This window comes from Pseudoduganella sp. SL102, assembly GCF_027856995.1.
Classification (GTDB): Bacteria; Pseudomonadota; Gammaproteobacteria; order Burkholderiales; family Burkholderiaceae_D; genus Rugamonas; species Rugamonas albidiflava.
The window spans coordinates 1,684,360-1,705,954 of sequence record NZ_CP115554.1 but is presented as its reverse complement, the minus strand read 5'-3'; the positions used below and the strand labels follow the sequence as shown (position 1 = coordinate 1,705,954).

The following is a 21,595-nucleotide window of genomic DNA, read 5'->3' as shown; positions in this document are numbered from 1 at the left end:
TCAGTGCGGAAACGGACATAGGAGCGCTACCATTTCCGGGCAGCAGTGCGTTCGGCGCGCCGTCCGATCGTCAGGGTACCGTTGCGCCAAGGTAATTGTCCTTCACGCGCACATAGTGTTCCGCCGAGTAGCGCAGCCAGGCGATCTCGGCATCCGTCAATGGCCGGATTTTCTCGGCCGGGCGCCCCATGTAGAGGAAACCGCTCTCCAGCGTCTTCCCCGGCGGGACGAGGCTGCCGGCGCCCAGCATCACCCGGTCGGCGATGACCGCGTCGTCCATCACGATGCTGCCCATGCCGACCAGGCACTCGTTGCCGATCCGGCAGCCGTGCAGGATCACCGAATGGCCCACTGTGACGTAGTCGCCGACCACGAGGGGCGCGCCCTGCGGCTTGTGGCTGCTCTTGTGCGCCACATGGCCCATCGTCAGGTCCTGGATGTTGGAACAGCGGCCGATATGGATCTCGTTGACGTCCCCCCGCAGCACCGCGTTGCACCATACCGAGCTGTCCTCCCCCACGTGCACGCTGCCGATCACCTGGGCCGATGGATGCAGGTACACGCGTTCGGCGAGCATTGGAAAGGCGTCGAGGTAACTGGAAAGTGGCATGGCGGTTCCGCTGAAGTATTCGAAATGCGCATGGTGGCAGCGAGCGGCGTCCATGGCAAGCCCGTGCCGCCACGGCGGATAGAATGTTCGCACGCGGCACAGACCACAACGACATGGAGACAACATGCATCACAGCCTGAGCTATGTACACGGAGCGCACGATGTTCCGCTGATCGGCGACACCATCGGTTCCTTTCTCGCCGGCGTGGCCGCGCGCCACGGCGGCAACGAGGCGCTCGTCGTCCCGCACCAGGGCGTGCGCTGGAGCTACGCCGAACTGGATTCCCGCGTCACCGCCCTGGCCGCCGGCCTGCTGGCGCTGGGGCTGCGGCCCGGCGACCGGGTCGGCATCTGGTCGCAGAACTGCGCCGAGTGGGTGCTGGCGCAGTTCGCCACCGCGCGCGCCGGACTGGTCATGGTGAACATCAACCCCGCCTACCGGCGCACCGAACTCGAATACGTGCTGGGCAAGGTGCAGTGCGCGGCGCTGATCCTGGCGCCATCGTTCAAGTCGAGCGACTACCTGGCGATCGTCGGCGACGTGGTGCCCGAACTGCGCGCCAGCACACCCGGCAGGCTGCGCTCGGCAAGCTTGCCGCACCTGCGGCATGTGATCAGGCTGGGTGCCGGCCGGACGCCCGGCATGTACAACTTCGACGACCTGCTCGGCGCACCCGATGCGGCGCGGCTGGAGGAACTGGCCGCCATCGAAGCCGCGCTGCAGTTCGACGAGCCGGTCAACATCCAGTTCACCTCGGGCACCACCGGTGCGCCGAAGGGCGCCACGCTCACGCACCATAACATCCTGAACAACGGCTTCTTCGTGGGCGAAGCCATGCGGCTCACGGACCGCGACAGGCTGTGCATCCCCGTGCCGCTGTACCACTGCTTCGGCATGGTGCTCGGCAACCTGGCCTGCGTGACGCACGGCGCCACGATGGTATTCCCCGGCGAGAGCTTCGAACCGAAGGCGGTGCTGGAGACAGTGCAGGCGGAGCGCTGTACCGGCCTGCATGGCGTGCCGACCATGTTCATCAGCCTCCTCGACCATCCGGACTTCGGCCGGTACGACCTGTCGACCCTGCGCACCGGCATCATGGCCGGCTCGCCCTGCCCGGCCGAGGTGATGGGCCGCGTGATCGAGCGGATGCACCTGGCGGAAATCACCATCGCCTACGGCATGACCGAAACCTCGCCGGTCAGCTTCCAGAGTTCGGTCGACGATCCGGTGCCGCTGCGCGTGTCGACCATCGGGCGCGTGCACCCGCACCTGGAAGTGAAGATCGTCGACGCCGCGGGGCGCATCGTGCCGCGCGGCGTGAAGGGCGAACTGCTCACGCGCGGCTACTCCGTCATGCTCGGCTACTGGGGCGACGAGGAAAAGACCCGCGAAGCCATCGACGCGGCGGGCTGGATGCATACCGGCGACCTGGCCGTGATCGACGCGCAGGGCTTCGCGGCGATCGTCGGCCGCGCCAAGGACATGGTGATCCGGGGCGGCGAAAACATCTATCCACGCGAGATCGAGGAATTCCTGTACCGGCATCCGAAGGTGCTCGACGTCCAGTGCGTGGGCGTACCGGACCGGAAGTACGGCGAAGAGCTGTGCGCCTGCATCGTGCTCCGGCCCGGCATGGTGGCCGACGAAGACGAGATCCGCGAGTTCTGCCAGGGCCGCATCGCCCACTACAAGGTGCCGCGCTATGTACGGTTCGTCAGCGGCTTCCCGATGACGGTCACCGGCAAGATCCAGAAATACCTGCTGCGCCAGCAGGTGACGACGGACCTCGGCCTGGCGGAGTAACGCCGGCACGCGGCCGCCGCCGATGCATGGCGGCGGCGCGCTTGCAACACTCCTCGTTCCGTTGATGATTGACAGGACCAGCTTGTCGATTCGATAATGAGAAGCATTCTCATCTAATTCATCAAAAAGCCAGCCCGATCCACACGGTTCACCGCCAGCCATCGTGCCCCGCACGCCAACTGGAGTGACCATCGTGAGCCGTACAATCCCGCCGCACCAATTCCCACCCCTGCGCCACGCCATCCGGCTGGCCCTCGCATCGGCCATGCTGGCCGCGCCGCTGGCGCACGCGCAAAGTGCCGCCGCACCGATCGCCGACATGCCCGGCAGCGGCCCCGCCGCCGCCGAAGCCACGCTGGCCACGGTCACCGTGCAGGGCGCGCGCGACACCGCCACGGAAGACACGGGTTCCTACACCACCGGCGAGATGCGCACCGCCACGCGGCTGGGCCTGAGCGCCCGCGAAACACCGCAATCGACCACCGTGATTACGCACCAGCGCATCGAAGACCAGGCCATGTCCAGCGTGGTGGACGTGGTGAAGCACACGCCCGGCCTGCACCTGAGCAGCGCGGATGGTCCCGGCCGGCCCAGCTTCAGCGCGCGCGGCTTCGATATCGACAAGGTGATGTACGACGGCCTGGCCGCGCACTACCAGGGCTGGGGGATCGGCACGCTGGCCAACCTCGCCATGTTCGACCGCGTGGAGATCGTGCGCGGCGCCACCGGCCTGGTGACCGGCAGCGGCAACCCGTCGGCGGCGGTCAACATGGTGCGCAAGCGCCCCACCCGCGACACCCGCGTGGCACTGGCGGCCAGCGCTGCCAGCTGGGACGATTACCGCGGCGAGATCGATGCCTCCGGCCAGCTCGGTGACGGCGTCCGTGGCCGCGTGGTCGGCTCCTACCAGAACGGCGGCACCTTCCGCACCGCCGAAAAGTTCTACCATGGCCTGCTGTACGGCGTGGTGGAAGCCGATCTCGGACCGCGCACCACGCTGTTCGCCGGCATGTCGTACCAGGACGACTACACCAACAGCTTCTGGGGCGGCCTGCCGCTGGCGGCGGACGGACAGCACATGACCCTGCCCCGCTCCACCAACCCCAGCAACGAATGGGAGCGCAAGGACCAGGAACTGGCCACCCTGTTCGCCGACCTCGAACACCGCCTCGGCGCCGGCTGGAGCGTGCGGCTGGCCGCCACGCGCGCGGAACAGAAGGCCACGTTCTACGGCACCTACCTGCAGGCCGGCGACGTGCCGAACCGGTTCGCCCACAGTTTCTACCGGGCCGACTACGACGAAGACCGCAGCGCGTTCGATGCCTTCGCCAGCGGACCCGTGGCGCTGTTCGGCCGGCGCCACGAAGTGTCCGTAGGCGTGAGCGGGCGGGAGACGAAGACCGCCAGGCAGAATTACGAGAACCTGGGCCTGGTCAGCGGCGATATCGATATCCGCAACTGGCACCCTTCCAGCACTGCCGCGCCGCGGCCTTCGCGGACCGGCATCGCGACGGACGTGGTGCGCGAGCGCGGCGTGAATGCGATGACGCGGCTCAATCCCGCCGACAGCGTGAAGGTGATCCTGGGTGGCCGGCTCGACTGGTATGAATACGAGGACCGTTCGGGAGACGGCAGCTACAAGGTGCCGCGCAACGTGACACGCTATGCGGGCGTGCTGTACGACGTCGATGCCCGGCACACGCTGTATGCCAGCTTCACGGACGTGTTCCAGCCGCAGACGGCGCAGGACAACTCTGGCCGCATGCTGGAACCGGTCACGGGCAAGAACTACGAAGCCGGCGTGAAAGGCGAATACTTCGGCGGCGCGCTGAACGCCGGCGTCGCCCTGTTCCAGGTGGACCAGGCCAACCGCGCGAAGCTGCTGACCGACCAGAGCGGCTGCGTTACCTTCCCCGCCATCTCCTGTTCGGAAGCTTCCGGCCTGGTGCGCAGCAAGGGCATCGACCTGGAACTGCAGGGCAGCATCACGCCCGGCTGGCAAGCCAGCGCAGGCTTCACCTACACCAGCACGAAATACGTGCGCGACAGCGATGCCAGCAAGGCCGGCACGCAATTCGATACCGATACGCCCCGGCAGCTGTTCAAACTGAGCACGCAGTACCAGCTGCCCGGCGCCAACGGGTGGCGCATCGGCGGCAGCCTCTATCGGCAAGGCAGCATCTGGAACGACGTGCCGGTGGGCGGCGGCTTCGTGAAAGTCGAGCAGGAGGCTTACGCGCTGCTCGACCTGATGGCGTCCTGGCGCGTCAACAGCCGGCTCGACGTGCAACTGAACGTGGCCAACGTCTTCGACAAGCGCTACTACCGGGGCATCGGCTACGACACCTTCTGGGGTTCGGTCGACACGTACGGCGACCCGCGCAAGGTGCAGCTGACGGGGCGCTACCGCTTCTGATCCACCGCCGGGCTGGTCTCAATACAACACCGGGGACAGTCCCCGATTTTTTACAACAGCGTAAGTCATTGATAGTGCGCTGCTGAGCTGGTCGTAAAACAACACCGGGGACTGTCCCCGGTTTTTCTGCAACACCGCGGCTTCGATGCCGGGAACACGCCCTACTTCGCCGCGCCCGGCGTCAGCGCCTGCACCCCGGCCGACACGTACACCAGCGGCGCGTTCCAGTTGATCGCCACCTCGTTGCTGGCATAGGAACAGGCATGGTCCAGGTACGACAGGGCCGGCAGCGCCGACGGGTACGGCGCCGGGCAATCCTTGGCGTCCTGCTGCGCGGGCTGCGGCCCGCCGACCAGCCAGCCCGGTACCGGCGCGGCGACGCCATCGGCTTCCGATGGCCGGTGATGCGGGTGCTGCGGCGTCCGCGCGCCGAAGCCGGTGACGAACGACAGGCCGACCGCATTGCGGCCCAGCACGTAGTCCAGCCCCGCCTGGGCCGCGTCGAGGTAGTCGCGCTTGCCCGTCAGCCGGTAGCCGTGCAACAGCACCATCGCCTGGTTCAGCGCCACCGCGCTGCTGCCCCACACATAGTCGGCCGGCCGCATGGGAATGCCGTACGCCGATGCCTTCCAGCCCGCGGCCAGGCTGGCCGACAGCTGGTCGATCCGGCTGGCGACCAGCGCCTGGTCCGCCGCCGCGGCCAGCTTGCCGCGGTGCCGTGCCAGCGACATCCACGCCAGGCCGCGCACCTCGGCCCATGACGGCACGCTGGCCTGCAGGGCCGGCGCGTTCATCGCCCGGTAGTAGGCGGCGTCGCCGGTGGTGATGAACAGCTCGGCCGCGGCCCAGCCGAATTCATTGCTGACATCCTTGTCGCCATATTCGCCGGTGGCCACGTCCTTCGGCTGCTGGTAATAGACGCGCGGATGCGCCTGGGCCCACTGCCACGCGGCCTTCGAGGCGGCCAGCATGCGCGCCGCCATGCCGGGCAGCTGCTGCTCGTAAGGCGCGAACACGCGGCTGGCGGTGGCCATCACGGCGGCGAAGTTGAGCGCCGCGGCGGTGGTCTTCTGCACCACGTAGCGGGGCTGCGTGGCCTGGTGCGGCATCACCATGCCGTCGAAACGGAGGTTGGTCAGCTTGTGGTACACGCCGCCGTCCGCCGGGTCCTGCATGGTCAGCATCCATTCCAGGTTCCACAGGGCTTCGTCGAGCAGGTCCGGCAAGGCATTGCCGCTTTCGGGAATGTTCAGGTCCTGCGCCTTGAACACGCCCGGAAAATCTTCCCAGGCGGCCAGCAGGGTGTACGTGGTGATGCCGGAGTTGACGATGTACTTGTTGTAGTCGCCCGCGTCGTACCAGCCTTTCGGGCTCGAGATCGCGCTGCCGGCCGGCCGCGCAGGCGATGCGGCCGAGGCGTGGACCAGCACGCGCGTGTCGGCGTGTCCGGCCGGCCGCTTGAACACGCCGGCATGCCGCTCATCCAGCGCGATCGCCGTGCGATTGAAATAAAAGGCCTTGATCGACGCGGCGTTCACCGCTTGCAGGACACCCGGGTCCACTTCGAACGGCGCGGAATCCGGCAGGCCGGCGACGCGTACCTGGTAGCGGCCCGGCGTGGCCAGCGACGTGAAACTGGCCAGCCGCACCTTGTCGCCGGATTCCGGCGAGGCCGTAGCCGGCGCCAGCGTCCCGCTTTGCACCACGGTGCCGGTGCCGGCCTTGACGATCGCGAAGGTGCGCGCCGCGCCATCGGGCACGACGGCCACCTTCGCCGATCCCGGCAGGAAACCAAGCTGGTTGAGCTGGATGGTGGAGGCGGCAGGCTTCATCGCCGAAGCGGTACCGGCGAGGGCCAGGCAGGCCAGCGGCGCCATCAGGGCGGGCAGCTTGCGCAATGGGGTGAACCGCGGGTGCTCGTGTCTCAATGTGTCGTTCCTTCGCTGATGGTCCAGGGCGGCAGCCGGCGCCGTACGCCGTGCCACGTGGTCCGGTGGGCGGTGCAACGGTCCGGCAGGTGAAAACGTTTTCACCCTGCGATGGTGGCGCACTTTGGCGCCAAGATCAACTTGCGGTGCAGCACAACATGAAGCAGCAGGGGATCGGATACGGATGAGATAGCCCTCCGCGGCCGGCCTGCCGCCGGCGCCTACCTATCAACTCTGCTAGTAATGCGCCGTGGCCAGCTCTGGTTTAATGGTTTTTACTGGGAACGTTGCCGGTACGGCGCCCACCCCACCACCATTCACGAACAGGATGCGCGGGCGGCATTGGTCATGGCCCGCCGGCTTCGGGCATCCTTACGTAAGGAGATGACCTTGCACCATCTGCTGATCCTGGCTCGCGGCGATGCGCGCACCTATTGTTCCGTCGACGGCGGCTCGCTGCTGGACGGCCTGCCTTTCGAAGTCACGCTGTTCGCCGACCATGGCGACGGCCCGGCGCTGCGCGCGCTGGAAGGCGAGCATGAAATCTTCGTGGTGCACTGGAACGAAGGGCGGGAAGTCGCCAGCCGCGCCGCCCAACTCCATACCGCCGTGCCATTCACGGCCGTGGCTGCGTTCGACGAACGCCTGGTCGGCCTGGCCGCGCAGATCCGCGATGCGCTGGGCCTGGACGGCATGTCGATGCGGGCAGCCGAACTGTTCCACCAGGTGCTGCGCAACCGCATGACAGGTTCCGCACGGCAAGCCGTCTGCCAGTAATGCCGGGGACCGTCCTTCCCGTACCCCACAGGAGGTCCCGGTGCGTGCCTTGGCGCGCTGGCCACGGAACATGTCCTCCCTGCCCTGCCGCTGGCCGCCCTTCCGGGCGGCTGGCTGCGTTGCGCCACCGGCCCGGCCTGCTCCTGCCGCCCTTCTGACGAGGCATACGATGCACGACGCGCACCTGCAACTGCTCCCCCTGGCACCGCCGCTACAGCAGCCGCTGCCGGTCGATCCCCGCGACCTCCCGGCGCGCAACGCCGTGGCGGTGTACCTGATGGAACTGGAGTTGCCAGCCGACGCCACGCGGACGAACATGTATTTGCCCCTGCTCGCCCTCGGCGAACTGGCACGCTGGCAGGCGATCCGCCCGCGCGAACGGCAGTGGCAATACCTGCAAAGCCGCGTACTGCAGCGCGTCGTGCTGGGCGCCTACATCGATGACGACCCGCGCGCGCTCGCCTTCACCCGCGACCGGTGGGGCCGGCCCTGCCTGGCCGAGCATGAAGGACTGCATTTCAGCCTGGCACAGTGCGCATCGCATGTGGCGCTGGCGATCGGCAGCGACCCGGTGCTGGGCATGGAAGTCGCCACCGTGGCACCGCTGCGCCGCGGCTTCATGCGCATCGCCCACCGGCTGTTCCACCAGGACGACCTGGCGCAGCTGCTCGAATGCCCGGAAGAGCGCCGCCATGCCCGTTTCCTGGAACTGTGGACGCTGAAGGAAGCCTACCGCAAAGCGCTCGGCGCCGGCATGCCCAGGCCGCTGGCCGCGTGCGGCTTCGGGCGTACGCCGGAAGGCGTGATCGTTGCGCGGGACCGGGCGCCGCTGCCGGACCGCCCGGCCCCGGACGCCTTCATCGCCCAGCGCCGCATGCGGGACTGCCAGATCGCCGTCGCCTACCGCCGCGGGCGCCCCGTGCGCTTCCGCTACCTGCACGGCAGTGCCGCGCTGCCGTGGCCGGAAACGGCCGCGGACACGTGACGAGCGCGGCGCCAAGGCCCCTCTGCCACCGGCACGCTGCCAGCCGGTACCTTCCCTGATCCACCGCCCCCGCCCGACCATCCCCGCCTGATATTCAGCGCACTCAATTCCCCTCCCGCTGCCGCGCCAATACGGACCGGTCTCCGCATATTCCCCGGTTCGAGAATGAAAGCACTAGCAGTGAATTAACTTCCTGTCCCTATCAGTTCTACCAGTATGGCCTGCCGATTCTACTAGCAGCCCTGGGAGTTATTAAGTCTAGCCAGGACGCATAAAGTACCTACATCAACTGCATTTAATAAGACAGCGCAGCAAGGTAGCGAATAACAGTAACAGATCAAAAGTCCAAACTTAACGAGATAATCCGACAGGGAGATTTATCATGGCTTCGATGATTCAAATTGGTCAGCGTCACGAGTTTTCCCGCAACGAACTGCGTGATATTCACGTACTGCGTGCCAAGGTATTCCGCGACCGCATGGGCTGGGAAGTTCCGGTGCTGGGCGGCATGGAAATCGACGGCTACGACGCCCTCGAACCCCACTACATGGTGATCCGCGACGACGCCAGCAAGGTGTGCGGCTGCTGGCGCATGATGCCGACCGAAGGCCCCTACATGCTGAAGGATACCTTCCCCGAACTGCTGCACGGCGCTGCGGCGCCGGTCGATGAAAAGATCTGGGAACTGAGCCGCTTCGCGGTCGAGACGGAAGGCGATTCCAAGTTCGGTTTCGCGGAACGGGCACTGGCCGCGATGCGCAGCGTCGTGACTTTCGCCGACCAGAACGGCATCAGTAAATATGTGACCGTGACGACGACCGCCATGGAACGCCTGCTGCGCCATACCGGGGTGGAAACTACCCGCATGGGTCCTCCGCTGCAAATCGGCGTGGAACGTGCGGTGGCGCTGGAAATCCACCTGGGCGAAAAAACCCGCGCGGCGCTGTTCGGTACCGTTCACTGAAATAACGGTGCCGGCGGAAGAATGTTTTTTCGCCGGCACCCGGTTCAATGCATGTCAACTATATCGGATGTAATCATGAACAGAATCGATCGCTTTGGCCTCGCCCAATGGATGCCCGCACCGCACTTCGACCCGGAAGTGCCGGAAACGTACACGATGACGCAGCATGATCACGACCTGATTCGCGACCTGCGCTATGTGATGCATGAAAACCAGACGCAATTCTGGCACCGCTTCGGCGTAACGCAGACCCAGGGCAGCCGCTTCGAACGCGGCAGGACCATCCCGCTGCCGGTGCTGTTGCTGATCCGCCTGTACCTGCTCCGGATCGTGGGCGACGATCACCTGCAACTGGTGCGTGCGCCGGAGTTCGGCCGCTGCACCGGGCTCAGCCCGGCAGGTCGATCAAGCCCAGCCGTATCGCCTTGATGACGACGTCGTTGCGGCGGCTCACGCCGAACTTGTTGCGCAGGTTACTGATGTGGAAGTTCACGCCGGCTTCGGAAATGTTCAGGATGCGGCCGATTTCCCAGGCGGTCTTGCCGGCGCTCATCCACTGCAGGCAATCGCGCTCGCGTGCCGTCAGCACCGGCACGTTCTCGGCGGGCGGCGGCACGGCCGCGTGAACGTACTGGTGGAGTGAATCGAAGGCCACGTCGCGCAGCAGCGACAGGGCACCCAGGTTGTGGTTCAGGTCTTTCAGGAATTCCGCGCCGGGATTACCGTCGCGCACGCAGGTGAGCATGCCGATCTCGCCATCCACGCCGCGGATCGGCAGCGTGACGCCCACCTTCAGGCCGAACGCGGACGCTTCCTCGTACAGCGCCTGCTGCTCGGTTGTCTTGAACGACTGCGGCAGCCACACGAATGGCGAACTGGAACGGAAGCAGTATTCCACCGTGGGATCGGCGGCCCGCAGGTTGTTGCGGTCGTAGTGTTCGCGCCACTGGTTCGGGTAATTGCTGCGCAGGTAGACGTCGGCGATATTCACCTTCGGCTGCGCGATCACGGCAAACAGCACGCTGTCGAAACCCAGCTCGCGCGCCGCCGCCTGCAGGCGCAGCACGGCGTCCGGCTCGTCCGCCGCGTTCATCAGCGCGTCGTACGGGGAGAAAAAGTCCGGCATCAGGCCGGCACTGCCAGGCACCTCATCCATGCCGTTCCTCCAGAATGATCGGAAACTCACTGCGACCGGCCGGCGCCGCTGCCGGGAAAAAGATATCTTATCATAAACATTTTAACAATCAGTCACCGGCTTCGCTAAAAACCGGTGCTGTGTTGCGGCGCAATACATACGAGCAATCGGGTAGCCACCTCGCAAGCGAAAACCGCCGCGTGAGCGGCGGTTTATTTCCCGTTGATGCGGTGCAGCAAAAATCTACGGCTTCGGTACCACAATTTCATCGATGTTCGCCAGCCCCATGCCTACCGAACGGAGCTTCAGCGTGTTGTTCCGCCCCGCCGCCAGCGCCACCGGCACGGGCAGTGTCGACCAGCGGTTCCAGCCACCGGTGGGCGGAAACACGATCGGCCAGGACTTGCCATTGACTTCCAGTACGCCCGCCTTCGGACGCACGCCACCGTTCGCGTAGCGAAGCTTGACGACCTTGACGCCGCCGCTGCCACCATCGAGGTGGCTGAACAGGGCACTGGCACCAGTTGCCGGGAAGTCGACGAAGCCGGGCCCCCGGTAGCCGTCGCGGTCCATGGCGACGGTGGTGCCGCCCGCGAGCACGGCATCCTCGGCCTGGATCGCACCGCTCCCGGCATAGCGGATGTTCGGCTGCGGCGGCGTCGCCATGCCGTCGCCCAGGTAGTAGTCCGGCAGGCCCGATTGCATGTAGCCCTTGATCGTCATGTGATTCCGGTAGGCCGGGTTATGCGCCATCGTGTACAGGCGCCTGTCGGTGGGAATGTCGGTCGTGAAGATCACCAGCTCCGAATAGGTCGGGTTGACCAGCACGACCTCGGTCCGCCAGTCGCCCAGGATATCGCCGAAAAACATCGGGTTGTGGTCCCAGATTTTCGGCGAACCGTACGCGGGGCTGGACATCGTCAGCAACCGGGGCGTCGCATTGGTGCGGGTCGGGGCCAGCGGGTTCCACTTCTCGATCTTGTAGTCGTTCAAGCCTTCGGCCAGCACGTCGCCATCCCACCAGATCGAATGGCTGGGATACGGCCGCAGGTTGACGTCCGGTTCGACCAGCGTATCGGTGGCGCCATTGAACAGGCCGGAGAACGACCATACCTCATGGCCGGGGTAGCGCGGATCGACGTCGCCGACCAGGCCGCGGCCCACGTCGCGCAGCACGCCATCGGTATTCGAATGGCCCCACAGCACATTGCCGTCGGTGGCATCGTAGTAGTATTCCAGCAATCCGTTCGGGTTGTTCTGCTGCACGCCGTAGCCCTGGAAACCGGGGCTGGCCGGATCGAGCTTGCCGATGAAGAAGCGGTCGCCATGCACCACGCCCGGCAGGATGTAGCGCAGCGTGCCGTCGCTGTTGACCATGAAGTTGCCGGTCGCCATTTCATCCTTGCCGTCGCCATCGACGTCGATCACGCGCATCTGGTGCGACGCTTGCCGCGCATCGCCGGGCGGCATCGGCAGCTTCCAGTTCTCCGTGATCTCGCCGCCTTTCCAGCTCCACGATGCGAAGACGTCGTTGAAGCTCTTGCTCGGGTTGCGATTGCGTCCCCAGAAATAGATGCTCGGATTGAGGCCGTCCGGGTAGCCGATGCCGAACTGGGTGCCGAGCGGGCCGGCGGCAGCGAAGTCATTCGGGAACGGCCGCGTGGCCAGCGGCGTGCCGGTCAGGCCATCCAGGATCGCCACGTGCTGCCGGGCGGGGTTCTCGTCGGCGAAACCGGTGCCGTCGCCGAACGTCACGCCGGCGGCCACCTTCAGGACCACCTCGGCCTTGCCGTCGCCGTTCAGGTCGTACACGGTCACGCCGTCGTACATGCCCATGCTGAGCGTGGTCGGGCCGGGACTGATGTTGTAGGTCTTGATACTGCCCGGGCCCAGGTCGATCTGCCACAGCCGCGTGCCGTCGCGCCTGTAGGCTTCCAGCTTCTGCGGCGCGGTCGCGTAGTCGTCGTTTTCCGTGAACGGGGCGATGCGGTCGATCACGAAGTCATACTCGCCGTCGCCATCGAGGTCGCCCACCCACACGTACTTGGTGCGCCAGCCGGGGCCCGGCAGCTCGGACAACGGCACCCGGACGATCGGCTCCACCGCATGGTTGGCCGGCAGCGAGAAACGCGCGCCCGCCTCTTCCTGCGCCCCTGCGGTCGCCGGCCTGACGATGTAGGTGTTTTCAACGGCCAGGTCGGCGGTGGTATCGGTGTAGTTCGTGGCGCCGGTCAGGGGCGCGGCATTCAGCTTTACCGGGGCGGCGCCATTGCTGGATCGGTAGACGTTGAAGCCCAGGCTCGCCGCGTCCAGGCCGAGCAGGCGCCACCCGACGAACACGGCATTCTCCGCGGCGCGCACGGCGATGACGCCACGGCCGAGCTTTTCCATCACCCGCGGCGGATGGGTTGAAGCGGCCGATTCCGCTGCGGACGCGGCCTGCGCGGCCATGCCGCCGAAGGCGGCCAGCAAGGCACCGGCGACGAGCGCCGGCATGGCGCGGCGCGCGGGTTTTCCTGCACGAACCTGTTGCATGGTTTGTCTCCTGTCGTGATTGAAGTAAATGCTGCGGGCAAGGCGGGCCGGGCGGGATTGCCACCGCGGTGGTTATCAGCTTGGGTGCGCTGAAATATTAGTATGTCAATGATGGTAGACCGGACTGCATGCCGATTGGCGGAGGCTGCGGCAGTTCTCATGAACTTGAGCGGGGGAACGCGGCGGGTGAGGGGTTCAGCGACCAATGAGGGTACAAATCCCGCTGCAAGGCCGGCTGCGAAGTCAGTTGCAAAACCGGCGACGAACCGGGCTCCGATCGGCATCGAATCCCTCATCGGTACGGGTCGCCGACCGGTCCGGGGCGCTCGCTCGAATCCGTGCGTCGGTCAAATCCGGTATCGCGCTACCATGCCGCGATGATCACGACCGACATCCTCCACCCCCGCCCCCAACTGACCCGCCGCGACTGGGCCAGCCTCGACGGCACTTGGGAATTCGCGTTCGACGATGACGACCAGGGCCGCAACGATGGCTGGCACGACGGCCGCGCATTGCCGCGTTCGATCGAGGTACCGTTCCCCTACCAGAGCGAGCGTTCCGGCATCGGCACGCAGGACGTGCATGAAATCGTCTGGTATGCCCGCACTTTCGACGTGCCGCCGGCCTGGCGCGAACAGGACCTGCTGGTCCACTTCGGCGCCGTCGACTACAGCACCGAGGTGTGGATCAACGGCCGGCTGGCGGGCCGCAACCGCGGCGGCCACGTGCCGTTCTCGTTCAATATCGCGCCCTTCCTCGTCGCGGGGCCCAACCGCATCACGCTGCGCGTCGAGGACCGGCAGGACATGTACCAGCCGCGCGGCAAGCAGTCGTCGTCCGGCAAGCCGGTGCGCATCTATTACTGGTGCACCACCGGCATCTGGCAGACCGTGTGGCTGGAACCGGTGCCACCGGTGCGCATCGATTCGCTGCGCTGGCTGAAGACGGAGCCGGACGGGCGGCTGTCGATCGAGGTGCACCTGCATGCGCCATCGGCCGGCTGGACCGTGGAGCTGGACGTGCTCGACGATACCGGCAACCGGGTCGCCTTCGCCCAGGCCGAGACCCGCTTCGCCACCGCCACGCTGGATGCGCGGATCGATGCGCCGCAAGCCTGGTCGCCCGACCATCCCTACCTTTACGACCTGCGCGTGCGGCTGGTGGCGGACGGCCGGGTGCTGGACGAAATCGGCTCCTACTGCGGCCTGCGCCGCTTCGAGGCGCACGGCGGCCATTTCCACCTGAACGGCCAGCGCACTTTCCTGCTGATGGTGCTGGACCAGGGCTACTGGCCCGATACCAACCTGGCCGCGCCCTCGGCGGACGCGCTGCGCGTGGATGCCGAATGGATCAAGCGGCTGGGCTTCAACGCCGTGCGCAAGCACCAGAAGATCGAGGATGAGCGCTGGCTGTACTGGTGCGACAGGCTCGGCCTGCTCGTGTGGGAGGAAATGCCCAACACGCGCAGCTGGTCGCTGGATGCCGAGGAGGCGCTGCTGTCGGAATGGGAACGCGCCGTGGAACGCGACGCGGGGCACCCCTGCATCGTGGCCTGGGTACCGCTGGTGGAAAGCTTCGGCTTCCCGGCGCTGTACCGCCACCCCGGCCAGCAGGCCTTCATCGAGAAGCTCGTGCTGCGCACGCGCCGGCTCGACCCGGGCCGCCTGGTGGTCGACAACGATGGCTGGGAACACACCGACCTCACCGACGTGTGCTCGATCCACGACTACACGCAGCCCGGCGACAAGCTGTGCGCCCGCTATGCCGACACGCAGCGGACCGGCGTGCCGCCCCTGAAAGGCTGGTACAAGGACAAGCCGCTGTTCCTGCCGGGCGGCGAATACCGCGGCCAGCCGATCGTGCTCTCGGAGGTGGGCGGCTTCCTCAGCGAGCCCGAAGGCGAGGCGCCGCGCGACCGGCTGTTCGACTACTACGGCAGCGTGCGCTCCAGCGACGAGCTGCTGGCCCGCTACCGCGACCTCATCGAAAGCCTGGGCACCCTCACCTTCCTGGCCGGCGCCTGCTACACGCAGTTCACCGATGTCGAACACGAAAAGAACGGCCTGCTGACGTTCGACCGCCAGCCCAAGATCGACCCCGAACTGGTCGCCTCCCTCCACCGCGCGCTGCTGGAGCGCTACCGGAACGGCTGAACCAGCCTGCCTCCAAGGCTGAGTTCGTGTCAGGGGGTCAGGCACCCTGACACGAACTCAGCCGTTTCAATACACCGTTCCAGTGTCGTGTGCTTTCCCCCCAATTCGAACTCAGCCGTTTCCGTGCAATTTTTTCCACACCGCATAACGAATCGTGTGGCAGGGAAATGTTTCAAATCGTATCATTGCGTATGGTGGCGAGCTGCTACACTGATTTGTTTGAAATTTTTCCCGGAGATCGCATGAGCATGGCAACGACCGGCCACCTGGCCAGGATCCTTATCGACAACCAGGAGGCATTGCTGGAGGGCTGGCTGGGCGGCATGCTGTCCCGCATGGTGCGCCGTGACAAGGCGGCCGAAGGCGAGATCCGCCAGCAGGCCGGCCGCTTCCTGACGCTGGTCGCCCGTGCCGTCGAGCGGGGCCAGGCCTATGATTTCGATGCGCCGGCCTGGGCCGAGGTGCGCCAGCTGCTGGCCGAGATGTCCGCCGCGCGCGTGCGCCAGGGCTTTTCGCCGACCGAGACCGCCGGCTTCATCTTCTCGCTGAAGGAGCCGCTGTTCGCACTGCTGCGCTCCAGCCTGGCCGCCGACCCGGCCGCGCTGGCTGCCGAGGTGAGCGATACGGGCATGCTGTTCGACCGCATGGGCCTGTTCACGATCGAGGAATACCAGAAAGGCCGCGAAAGCGTGATCATGCGCCAGCAGCAGGAATTGCTGGAATTGTCGACTCCGGTCGTGCAACTGTGGAAGGATGTGCTGGCACTGCCGCTGATCGGCACGCTGGACAGCGCACGCACCCAGGTCGTGATGGAAAACCTGCTGCAGAAGATCATCGAAACGGGCGCCTCGATCGCCATCATCGACATCACCGGCGTGCCCACCGTCGATACCCTGGTGGCGCAGCACCTGCTGAAGACGGTCGCCGCCGCGCGCCTGATGGGCGCCGACTGCATCATCAGCGGCATCCGCCCGCAGATCGCGCAGACCATCGTGCACCTGGGCGTGAACCTGGAAGACGTGATCACCAAGGCCACGCTGGCCGATGCCTTCCTGGTGGCCCTGAAACGCGTGGGCGCCACCGTGGTGCGCGCCGAAACGGCGCTCTGAGGCAGCCATGGAGCGCATTCCCATACTGAAGATGGGCGACCTGCTGCTGGTCACGATCCAGGTCGACATGCACGACCGCCTGGCGATGACGCTGCAGGACGACCTGACGTCGCGCATCGTCAAGGACCGCGCACGCGGCGTGCTGATCGACATCTCGGCGCTGGACATCGTCGATTCCTTCATCGGCCGCATGATCAGCAACACGGCGGCCATGGCGCGCATCCTCGATGCGCGCACGGTGCTGGTCGGCATGCAGCCGGCCGTGGCGATCACGCTGGTCGAACTGGGCCTCACGCTGCACGGCGTGCGCACGGCACTGAACGTCGAAAAAGGCGTCCAGCTGCTCAAGCAGAGCGCGGACTAACCGGAAAGGCGATCCTTGAGCAATATTGACGTCGACGCTGTGGTGCTGCCGGTCCGGTCCGACGAGGACGTGGTGCGGCTGCGGCAGTCCGTGCGCGAACAGATGATCGCGGCCGGCTTTTCGCTGATCGACCAGACCAAGATGATCACGGCCGCCAGCGAACTGGCCCGCAATACGCTGCGCTATGGCGGTGGCGGCGAAGCGCACATGCAGAAGCTGCTGAACGGCGCCCGCAAGGGCGTTGGCCTCACCTTCATCGACCACGGTCCCGGCATCCCCGACATTCCCCGGGCGCTGACCGATGGCTACACCACCGGCGGCGGCATGGGCCTCGGCCTGTCCGGCGCCAAGCGCCTGGCCGACGAATTCGAACTCGAATCGGCACCTGGCCAGGGCACCACCGTCAGAATCTGCAAATGGAAACCATACTAGCCGCCGAACACCGGCAGCGCTGCCATGCCGTCTCGGACAGCAGCCAGGTCGCGGCGGCGCGCCGTGCCGCCGTCGAACTGTGCACGCGGCTCGGCTTCGATGAAACCGCGGCCGGCGAGGTGGCGATCGCCGTCACCGAGGCGGCCACCAACATCCTGAAGCATGCCGGCCACGGCGAGATCCTGCTGCGCCCGCTGTTCCAGCGCGGCATGCACGGCCTGGAAATCCTCGCGCTCGACAGCGGCGGCGGCATCGCCAACGTGGCCGCCAGCATGGCCGACGGCCGCTCCACCGCCGGCAGCTACGGCGTGGGCCTGGGTGCCATGCAGCGCCTGGCGGCGGAGTTCGACATCTACAGCGCGCCCGGCCGCGGCACCGCCGTCATGATGGCCATGTGGCCGCGCGGCTTCACCGATGTAACGCCGGCCGAGGCGGCCCGCACGGCCCCCGCGCTGCATTGGGGCGCCGTGTGCCTGCCGATGCATGGCGAGGACCTGTCCGGCGACAGCTGGGCACTGGCGCACGATGCCACGTCGGCCACGGTGATGGTGGCCGATGGCCTGGGACACGGCCCGCTGGCGGCCCAGGCTTCGGAACTGGCCGCCACCACCATCGCCGGGGAGCCCACCCTGCCCGCCGGCACGCTGATGCAGGACATGCACGCGGCGCTGCGCCCTACCCGCGGCGCCGCCGCGGCCGTGGCCCGCATCGACATGCTGGGGGAGACCGTCAGGTTTGCCGGCGTGGGCAACATTGCCGCCCACCTGATCGCCGGCGACGAACGGCGCCAGCTGGTGTCGCACAACGGCATCGTGGGCAGCAACATGCGCAAGGTGCAGGAATTCGACGCGCCATGGACCGAGGCGGCGCTGCTGGTGCTGCATTCGGACGGCATCAACTCGCGCTGGCGCCTGGAAGACTATCCGGGCCTCGTCGCGTGCCATCCGGCCCTCGTGGCCGGGGTGCTGTACCGCGACTTCGGCCGTGGCCGGGATGACGTGACGGTGCTGGTGCTGCGCGATCACCAGGGGTGGCGGCCATGAGCCGGCGGTTCGCCACTGCCCCCCTCTCGCAGGCGCGGCCATGAGCGTGCGCATCCTCGCCATGCGCATCGAGCAGGAGCTCGACGTGGTTGCCTCGCGCCAGCGCGCGCGCCAGATCGCCGCGCTGTGCGGCTTCAACGCGCAGGACCAGGCACGCATCGCCACCGCCGTGTCGGAACTGGCGCGCAATGTGTACAGCTATGCCGGCAGCGGCCGCGTCGAATTCGCCGTCGAGGGCACCACGCCGCCGCAGCTGCTGGTGATCCGTATCGAAGACAAGGGCCCCGGCATCGCGCACCTGGACCTGGTGCTGTCCGGCCGCTACCAGTCGCGCACCGGCATGGGCATGGGCATCGTCGGCGCGCGCCGGCTGATGGACCAGTTCGACATCCGGACCTCGACCGATGCCGCGACGGGTACCGGCACCACCGTCACGCTGAAGAAGCTGCTCCCGCACGATGCGCCGCTGCTGACGGCGGCCAGCGTGGGCGAGATGAGCGCGCAGTTCGCGGCGCTGTCGCCGGACGTCTCGGTGGCCGAGGTGCAGCAGCAGAACAAGGAGCTGCTGGCCACGCTGGCGGAGCTGAAGTCGCGCCAGGATGAACTGATGCAGCTGACCCGCGAGCTGGAGGACACCAACCGCGGCGTGGTCGCGCTGTATGCGGAGCTCGACGAGAAGGCCGACCACCTGCGCCGTGCCGACGAGATGAAGACGCGCTTCCTGTCGAACATGAGCCACGAGTTCAGGACGCCGCTGTCGTCGATCCGCGCGCTGACCCGGCTGCTGCTGGAACGGGTCGATGGCGAGCTGACGCCGGAACAGGAAAAACAGGTGCGCTTCATCCTGAAGGGGGCCGAGTCGCTGACCGAACTGGTGGACGACCTGCTCGACCTGGCCAAGATCGAGGCCGGCAAGATCGACGTGCGCGCCGCGCCGTTCGAAGTGACCGACATGTTCTCGGCGCTGCGCGGCATGCTGCGCCCGCTGCTGGTGTCCACCACCGTCGAACTGCTGTTCGACGAGCCGGAAGGGCCGATCACGATGATGACGGACGAAGCGAAGCTGTCGCAAATCCTGCGCAACTTCATCTCGAACGCCCTGAAATTCACCGAATCCGGCCACGTGCGCGTGTCGGCCACGCTGCTGCCGAAAGGCGAGGCGGTGCGCTTCGACGTGGCCGATACGGGCATCGGCATCGCCCCCGAGCACCAGCAGCTCATCTTCGAGGAATTCTCGCAGGTGGAAAACCGCCTGCAGCAGCGCGTCAAGGGCACCGGCCTGGGCCTGCCCCTGTGCCGCAAGCTGGCAAGCCTGCTGGGCGGCTCGGTATCGCTGAAAAGCGCGCCGGGCGCCGGCTCCACGTTTTCCGCCGTGATCCCGCTGCTGCATGACGAAATGCCGGAGCCGCACGTGTTCCGCCCGGATGCGCCGGATGCCGCCGGCATCCCGGTACTGGTGGTGGAAGACGACCGTTCGTCCCAGCTGCTGTATCGCAGCTATTTCCGCAACTCGCCGTACCGCGCGATCCCCGTGCGCAGCGTGTGGGAGGCGGAACAGGCCTGGACCGTGGAGCAGCCGGCCGCCATCATCCTCGACCTTTACCTGAACGGCGGCGACAGCTGGCACTGGCTCGCCCGCATCAAGGGCGACGAACGCCGCAAGCAGGTGCCGGTGATCATCGCCTCCGAAGTGGCCGACCGCCAGAAGGCATTTTCACTGGGTGCGGACGCCTATTTCAGCAAGCCCGTCGCACGCGACGAACTGCTGGCGCAGTTGCACGCCCTGTGCCACCAAGAGAGACCATCATGAAGGCACTTCCCATCGATCCCGTGATCCTGAACGTCGACGATACCGACGCCGCGCGCTATGCGAAAACGCGCATCCTGCAACGCGCCGGCTTCCGCGTGCTGGAAGCGGGCAGCGGCACGGAAGCGCTGCGCATGGTCCACGAGGTCGCGCCCGACCTGGTGCTGCTCGATACCAAGCTGCCCGACATCAACGGCTTCGAGGTGTGCCGCCAGCTGAAGCAGGATCCCTTGACGGCGATGGTGCTGGTGCTGCAGACCTCGGCCTCCTACCTGTCCTCGCCGGACAAGGTGCGCGCGCTCGACAGCGGCGCCGACAACTACCTGTTCGAACCGATCGAACCGGAAGAACTGGTCGCCAACGTGCGCGCCCTGCTGCGGCTGGGCCGCGTGGAACGCGAGCTGCGCGACATGGACCGCCGCAAGGATGAATTCCTGGCGATCCTGGCCCACGAGCTGCGCAACCCGCTGGGACCGATCCGCAACGCCGTCGAACTGCTGCGCAGCCTCGCCCCCCATTCCTCGCCGGCGCAGGAAAACGCGCGCCGCGTGATCCTGCGCCAGACCGACCACATGGTGCGGCTGGTGGACGACCTGCTGGACGTTTCGCGCATCTCGCAGGGCAAGATCGCACTGCGCCGCGCCGAGGTGGAACTGTGCGGGCTGCTGAAAGCCGCCGCCGAAACGGCCGAACCGAACATCGCCGTGCGCCAGCACGTGCTCACCGTGAAGCTGCCGGACCACGATATCTGGGTCGACGGCGACAGCGTGCGCCTGACGCAGGTGGTGGGCAACCTGCTGAACAACGCCGCCAAGTTCACCGCGCCGGGCGGGCGCATCACACTGGCGGCCTGCCTGGAACGCGGCGAGGCGGTGATCCGCGTGATGGACAACGGCATCGGCATCTCCCCCGAACAGGCCGAAACGATCTTCGACCTGTTCGCGCAGGCCGGCCATTCGCCGGACCGGGTGCAGGACGGGCTGGGCATCGGCCTGTCGCTGGTGCGCACGCTGGTCAACCTGCATGGCGGCAGCGTGAACGTGCACAGCGGTGGCGAAGGCCATGGCAGCACGTTCGAAGTGCGCCTGCCCACGCTGGCCCGCACGCCGCCGGCGGACGAAACCGATTGCCTGCCAAATGCGGCACCGGCGCGGCCGGCCGACGTGCACCGCATCCTGGTGGTGGACGACAATGTCGATTCGGCCGAGATCGTGGCGGCACTGCTGCAGTTCGCCGGCCACGAAGTGCACATGGCGCACGACGGCGCCAGCGCGATCGAGGCGGCGCTGCGCCTGCGGCCGGACGTGGTATTCCTCGACATCGGCCTGCCCGACATGAGCGGCGTGGACGTGGCGGCGGCATTGCGCGGCTACCCCGAGCTGGAAAAAACCGCGCTGATCGCGCTGACCGGCTATGGCCAGGAAAAGGACCGGATGGGCGCGATGGCGGCCGGCTTCAACCACCACCTGACGAAACCCGTCAACATGGAAACGCTGAACGAGACGGTGCGCACGTTCATGAAGAAGACGTAAA

The 21,595-nt window shown here is 66.7% G+C and carries 17 protein-coding genes; 13 read left to right on the top strand and 4 right to left on the bottom strand.

What is annotated here, in order from left to right; translation table 11 throughout:
- Window positions 1–70 precede the first annotated feature (70 nt).
- Window positions 71–610, bottom strand: coding sequence for a gamma carbonic anhydrase family protein (locus OU994_RS07295; RefSeq protein WP_281610206.1), 540 nt, complete (start codon window positions 608–610; stop codon window positions 71–73).
- A gap of 124 nt (window positions 611–734) precedes the next feature.
- On the opposite strand from OU994_RS07295, the gene OU994_RS07290 reads away from it, so the two are divergent.
- Together OU994_RS07290 and OU994_RS07285 are read left to right on the top strand one after the other, a co-directional pair.
- Window positions 735–2,414 carry an AMP-binding protein gene (locus OU994_RS07290; protein WP_281610205.1) on the top strand — a complete coding sequence of 560 codons (1,680 nt, stop codon included), beginning with the start codon at window positions 735–737 and terminating at the stop codon, window positions 2,412–2,414.
- A 193-nt stretch (window positions 2,415–2,607) separates the two neighbouring features.
- The gene (locus OU994_RS07285) at window positions 2,608–4,830 is read left to right on the top strand and encodes a TonB-dependent siderophore receptor (protein ID WP_281610204.1); all 2,223 of its coding nucleotides are present in this window, start codon (window positions 2,608–2,610) and stop codon (window positions 4,828–4,830) included.
- 161 nt (window positions 4,831–4,991) lie between these two features.
- Here OU994_RS07285 and OU994_RS07280 read toward each other — a convergent pair whose 3' ends face one another.
- A complete protein-coding gene (locus OU994_RS07280) occupies window positions 4,992–6,758 on the bottom strand; it encodes a glycoside hydrolase family 9 protein (protein ID WP_281610203.1) in 1,767 nt (588 codons plus the stop codon).
- Between the two features lie 390 nt (window positions 6,759–7,148).
- On the opposite strand from OU994_RS07280, the gene OU994_RS07275 reads away from it, so the two are divergent.
- The 4 genes from OU994_RS07275 to OU994_RS07260 all read left to right on the top strand — a co-directional run bounded on the left by OU994_RS07275 (window position 7,149) and on the right by OU994_RS07260 (window position 9,913).
- On the top strand, window positions 7,149–7,535 hold the full coding sequence (locus tag OU994_RS07275) for a hypothetical protein (RefSeq protein ID WP_281610202.1): 387 nt from the start codon (window positions 7,149–7,151) through the stop codon (window positions 7,533–7,535).
- 169 nt (window positions 7,536–7,704) lie between these two features.
- Window positions 7,705–8,520, top strand: coding sequence for a 4'-phosphopantetheinyl transferase superfamily protein (locus OU994_RS07270; RefSeq protein WP_281610201.1), 816 nt, complete (start codon window positions 7,705–7,707; stop codon window positions 8,518–8,520).
- A gap of 382 nt (window positions 8,521–8,902) precedes the next feature.
- Complete coding sequence (locus tag OU994_RS07265) at window positions 8,903–9,484, top strand: acyl-homoserine-lactone synthase (protein ID WP_131147506.1); 582 nt, start codon at window positions 8,903–8,905, stop codon at window positions 9,482–9,484.
- 75 nt (window positions 9,485–9,559) lie between these two features.
- Window positions 9,560–9,913, top strand: coding sequence for a DNA-binding transcriptional regulator (locus OU994_RS07260; protein WP_131147507.1), 354 nt, complete (start codon window positions 9,560–9,562; stop codon window positions 9,911–9,913).
- Here the strand turns inward: OU994_RS07260 and OU994_RS07255 are convergent.
- Together OU994_RS07255 and OU994_RS07250 are read right to left on the bottom strand one after the other, a co-directional pair.
- Window positions 9,873–10,640, bottom strand: a complete 768-nt coding sequence (locus OU994_RS07255) for an autoinducer binding domain-containing protein (RefSeq protein WP_281610200.1) — start codon at window positions 10,638–10,640, stop codon at window positions 9,873–9,875. The two genes, OU994_RS07260 and OU994_RS07255, sit on opposite strands and share 41 nt — an antisense overlap.
- A 222-nt stretch (window positions 10,641–10,862) precedes the next feature.
- A complete protein-coding gene (locus OU994_RS07250; RefSeq protein ID WP_281610199.1) occupies window positions 10,863–13,154 on the bottom strand; it encodes a hypothetical protein in 2,292 nt (763 codons plus the stop codon).
- A 377-nt stretch (window positions 13,155–13,531) separates the two neighbouring features.
- On the opposite strand from OU994_RS07250, the gene OU994_RS07245 reads away from it, so the two are divergent.
- The 7 genes from OU994_RS07245 (at window position 13,532) to OU994_RS07215 (ending at window position 21,594) form a co-directional block, all read left to right on the top strand.
- Window positions 13,532–15,307: a glycoside hydrolase family 2 protein gene (locus OU994_RS07245; protein WP_281610198.1), complete on the top strand. Its 1,776-nt coding sequence runs from the start codon at window positions 13,532–13,534 to the stop codon at window positions 15,305–15,307.
- 242 nt (window positions 15,308–15,549) lie between these two features.
- Complete coding sequence (locus OU994_RS07240; RefSeq protein ID WP_281610197.1) at window positions 15,550–16,416, top strand: STAS domain-containing protein; 867 nt, start codon at window positions 15,550–15,552, stop codon at window positions 16,414–16,416.
- Window positions 16,417–16,423: 7 nt separating this feature from the next.
- On the top strand, window positions 16,424–16,780 hold the full coding sequence (locus OU994_RS07235; RefSeq protein ID WP_131147511.1) for an STAS domain-containing protein: 357 nt from the start codon (window positions 16,424–16,426) through the stop codon (window positions 16,778–16,780).
- Between the two features lie 15 nt (window positions 16,781–16,795).
- On the top strand, window positions 16,796–17,212 hold the full coding sequence (locus tag OU994_RS07230; protein WP_229420526.1) for an ATP-binding protein: 417 nt from the start codon (window positions 16,796–16,798) through the stop codon (window positions 17,210–17,212).
- Window positions 17,197–18,255 carry an ATP-binding SpoIIE family protein phosphatase gene (locus OU994_RS07225; RefSeq protein WP_281610196.1) on the top strand — a complete coding sequence of 353 codons (1,059 nt, stop codon included), beginning with the start codon at window positions 17,197–17,199 and terminating at the stop codon, window positions 18,253–18,255. Before OU994_RS07230 ends, OU994_RS07225 begins: the two co-directional genes overlap by 16 nt.
- Window positions 18,256–18,295: 40 nt before the next feature.
- A complete protein-coding gene (locus OU994_RS07220; RefSeq protein ID WP_281610195.1) occupies window positions 18,296–20,065 on the top strand; it encodes an ATP-binding protein in 1,770 nt (589 codons plus the stop codon).
- Window positions 20,062–21,594, top strand: a complete 1,533-nt coding sequence (locus tag OU994_RS07215; protein ID WP_281610194.1) for a response regulator — start codon at window positions 20,062–20,064, stop codon at window positions 21,592–21,594. The genes OU994_RS07220 and OU994_RS07215 overlap by 4 nt, the downstream gene beginning before the upstream one ends.
- The last annotated feature ends 1 nt before the right edge of the window (window position 21,595 follow it).

What these genes read in the sequence shown, in the direction of transcription:
- OU994_RS07290 (WP_281610205.1), top strand. Translation starts at nt 735, where the DNA reads ATGCATCACAGCCTGAGCTATGTACACGGAGCGCACGATGTTCCGCTG.
- OU994_RS07295 (WP_281610206.1), bottom strand. Translation starts at nt 610, where the DNA reads ATGCCACTTTCCAGTTACCTCGACGCCTTTCCAATGCTCGCCGAACGC.
- OU994_RS07270 (WP_281610201.1), top strand. Translation starts at nt 7,705, where the DNA reads ATGCACGACGCGCACCTGCAACTGCTCCCCCTGGCACCGCCGCTACAG.
- OU994_RS07220 (WP_281610195.1), top strand. Translation starts at nt 18,296, where the DNA reads ATGAGCGTGCGCATCCTCGCCATGCGCATCGAGCAGGAGCTCGACGTG.
- OU994_RS07235 (WP_131147511.1), top strand. Translation starts at nt 16,424, where the DNA reads ATGGAGCGCATTCCCATACTGAAGATGGGCGACCTGCTGCTGGTCACG.
- OU994_RS07260 (WP_131147507.1), top strand. Translation starts at nt 9,560, where the DNA reads ATGAACAGAATCGATCGCTTTGGCCTCGCCCAATGGATGCCCGCACCG.
- OU994_RS07225 (WP_281610196.1), top strand. Translation starts at nt 17,197, where the DNA reads ATGGAAACCATACTAGCCGCCGAACACCGGCAGCGCTGCCATGCCGTC.
- OU994_RS07215 (WP_281610194.1), top strand. Translation starts at nt 20,062, where the DNA reads ATGAAGGCACTTCCCATCGATCCCGTGATCCTGAACGTCGACGATACC.
- OU994_RS07265 (WP_131147506.1), top strand. Translation starts at nt 8,903, where the DNA reads ATGGCTTCGATGATTCAAATTGGTCAGCGTCACGAGTTTTCCCGCAAC.
- OU994_RS07245 (WP_281610198.1), top strand. Translation starts at nt 13,532, where the DNA reads ATGATCACGACCGACATCCTCCACCCCCGCCCCCAACTGACCCGCCGC.
- OU994_RS07255 (WP_281610200.1), bottom strand. Translation starts at nt 10,640, where the DNA reads ATGGATGAGGTGCCTGGCAGTGCCGGCCTGATGCCGGACTTTTTCTCC.
- OU994_RS07250 (WP_281610199.1), bottom strand. Translation starts at nt 13,154, where the DNA reads ATGCAACAGGTTCGTGCAGGAAAACCCGCGCGCCGCGCCATGCCGGCG.
- OU994_RS07240 (WP_281610197.1), top strand. Translation starts at nt 15,550, where the DNA reads ATGAGCATGGCAACGACCGGCCACCTGGCCAGGATCCTTATCGACAAC.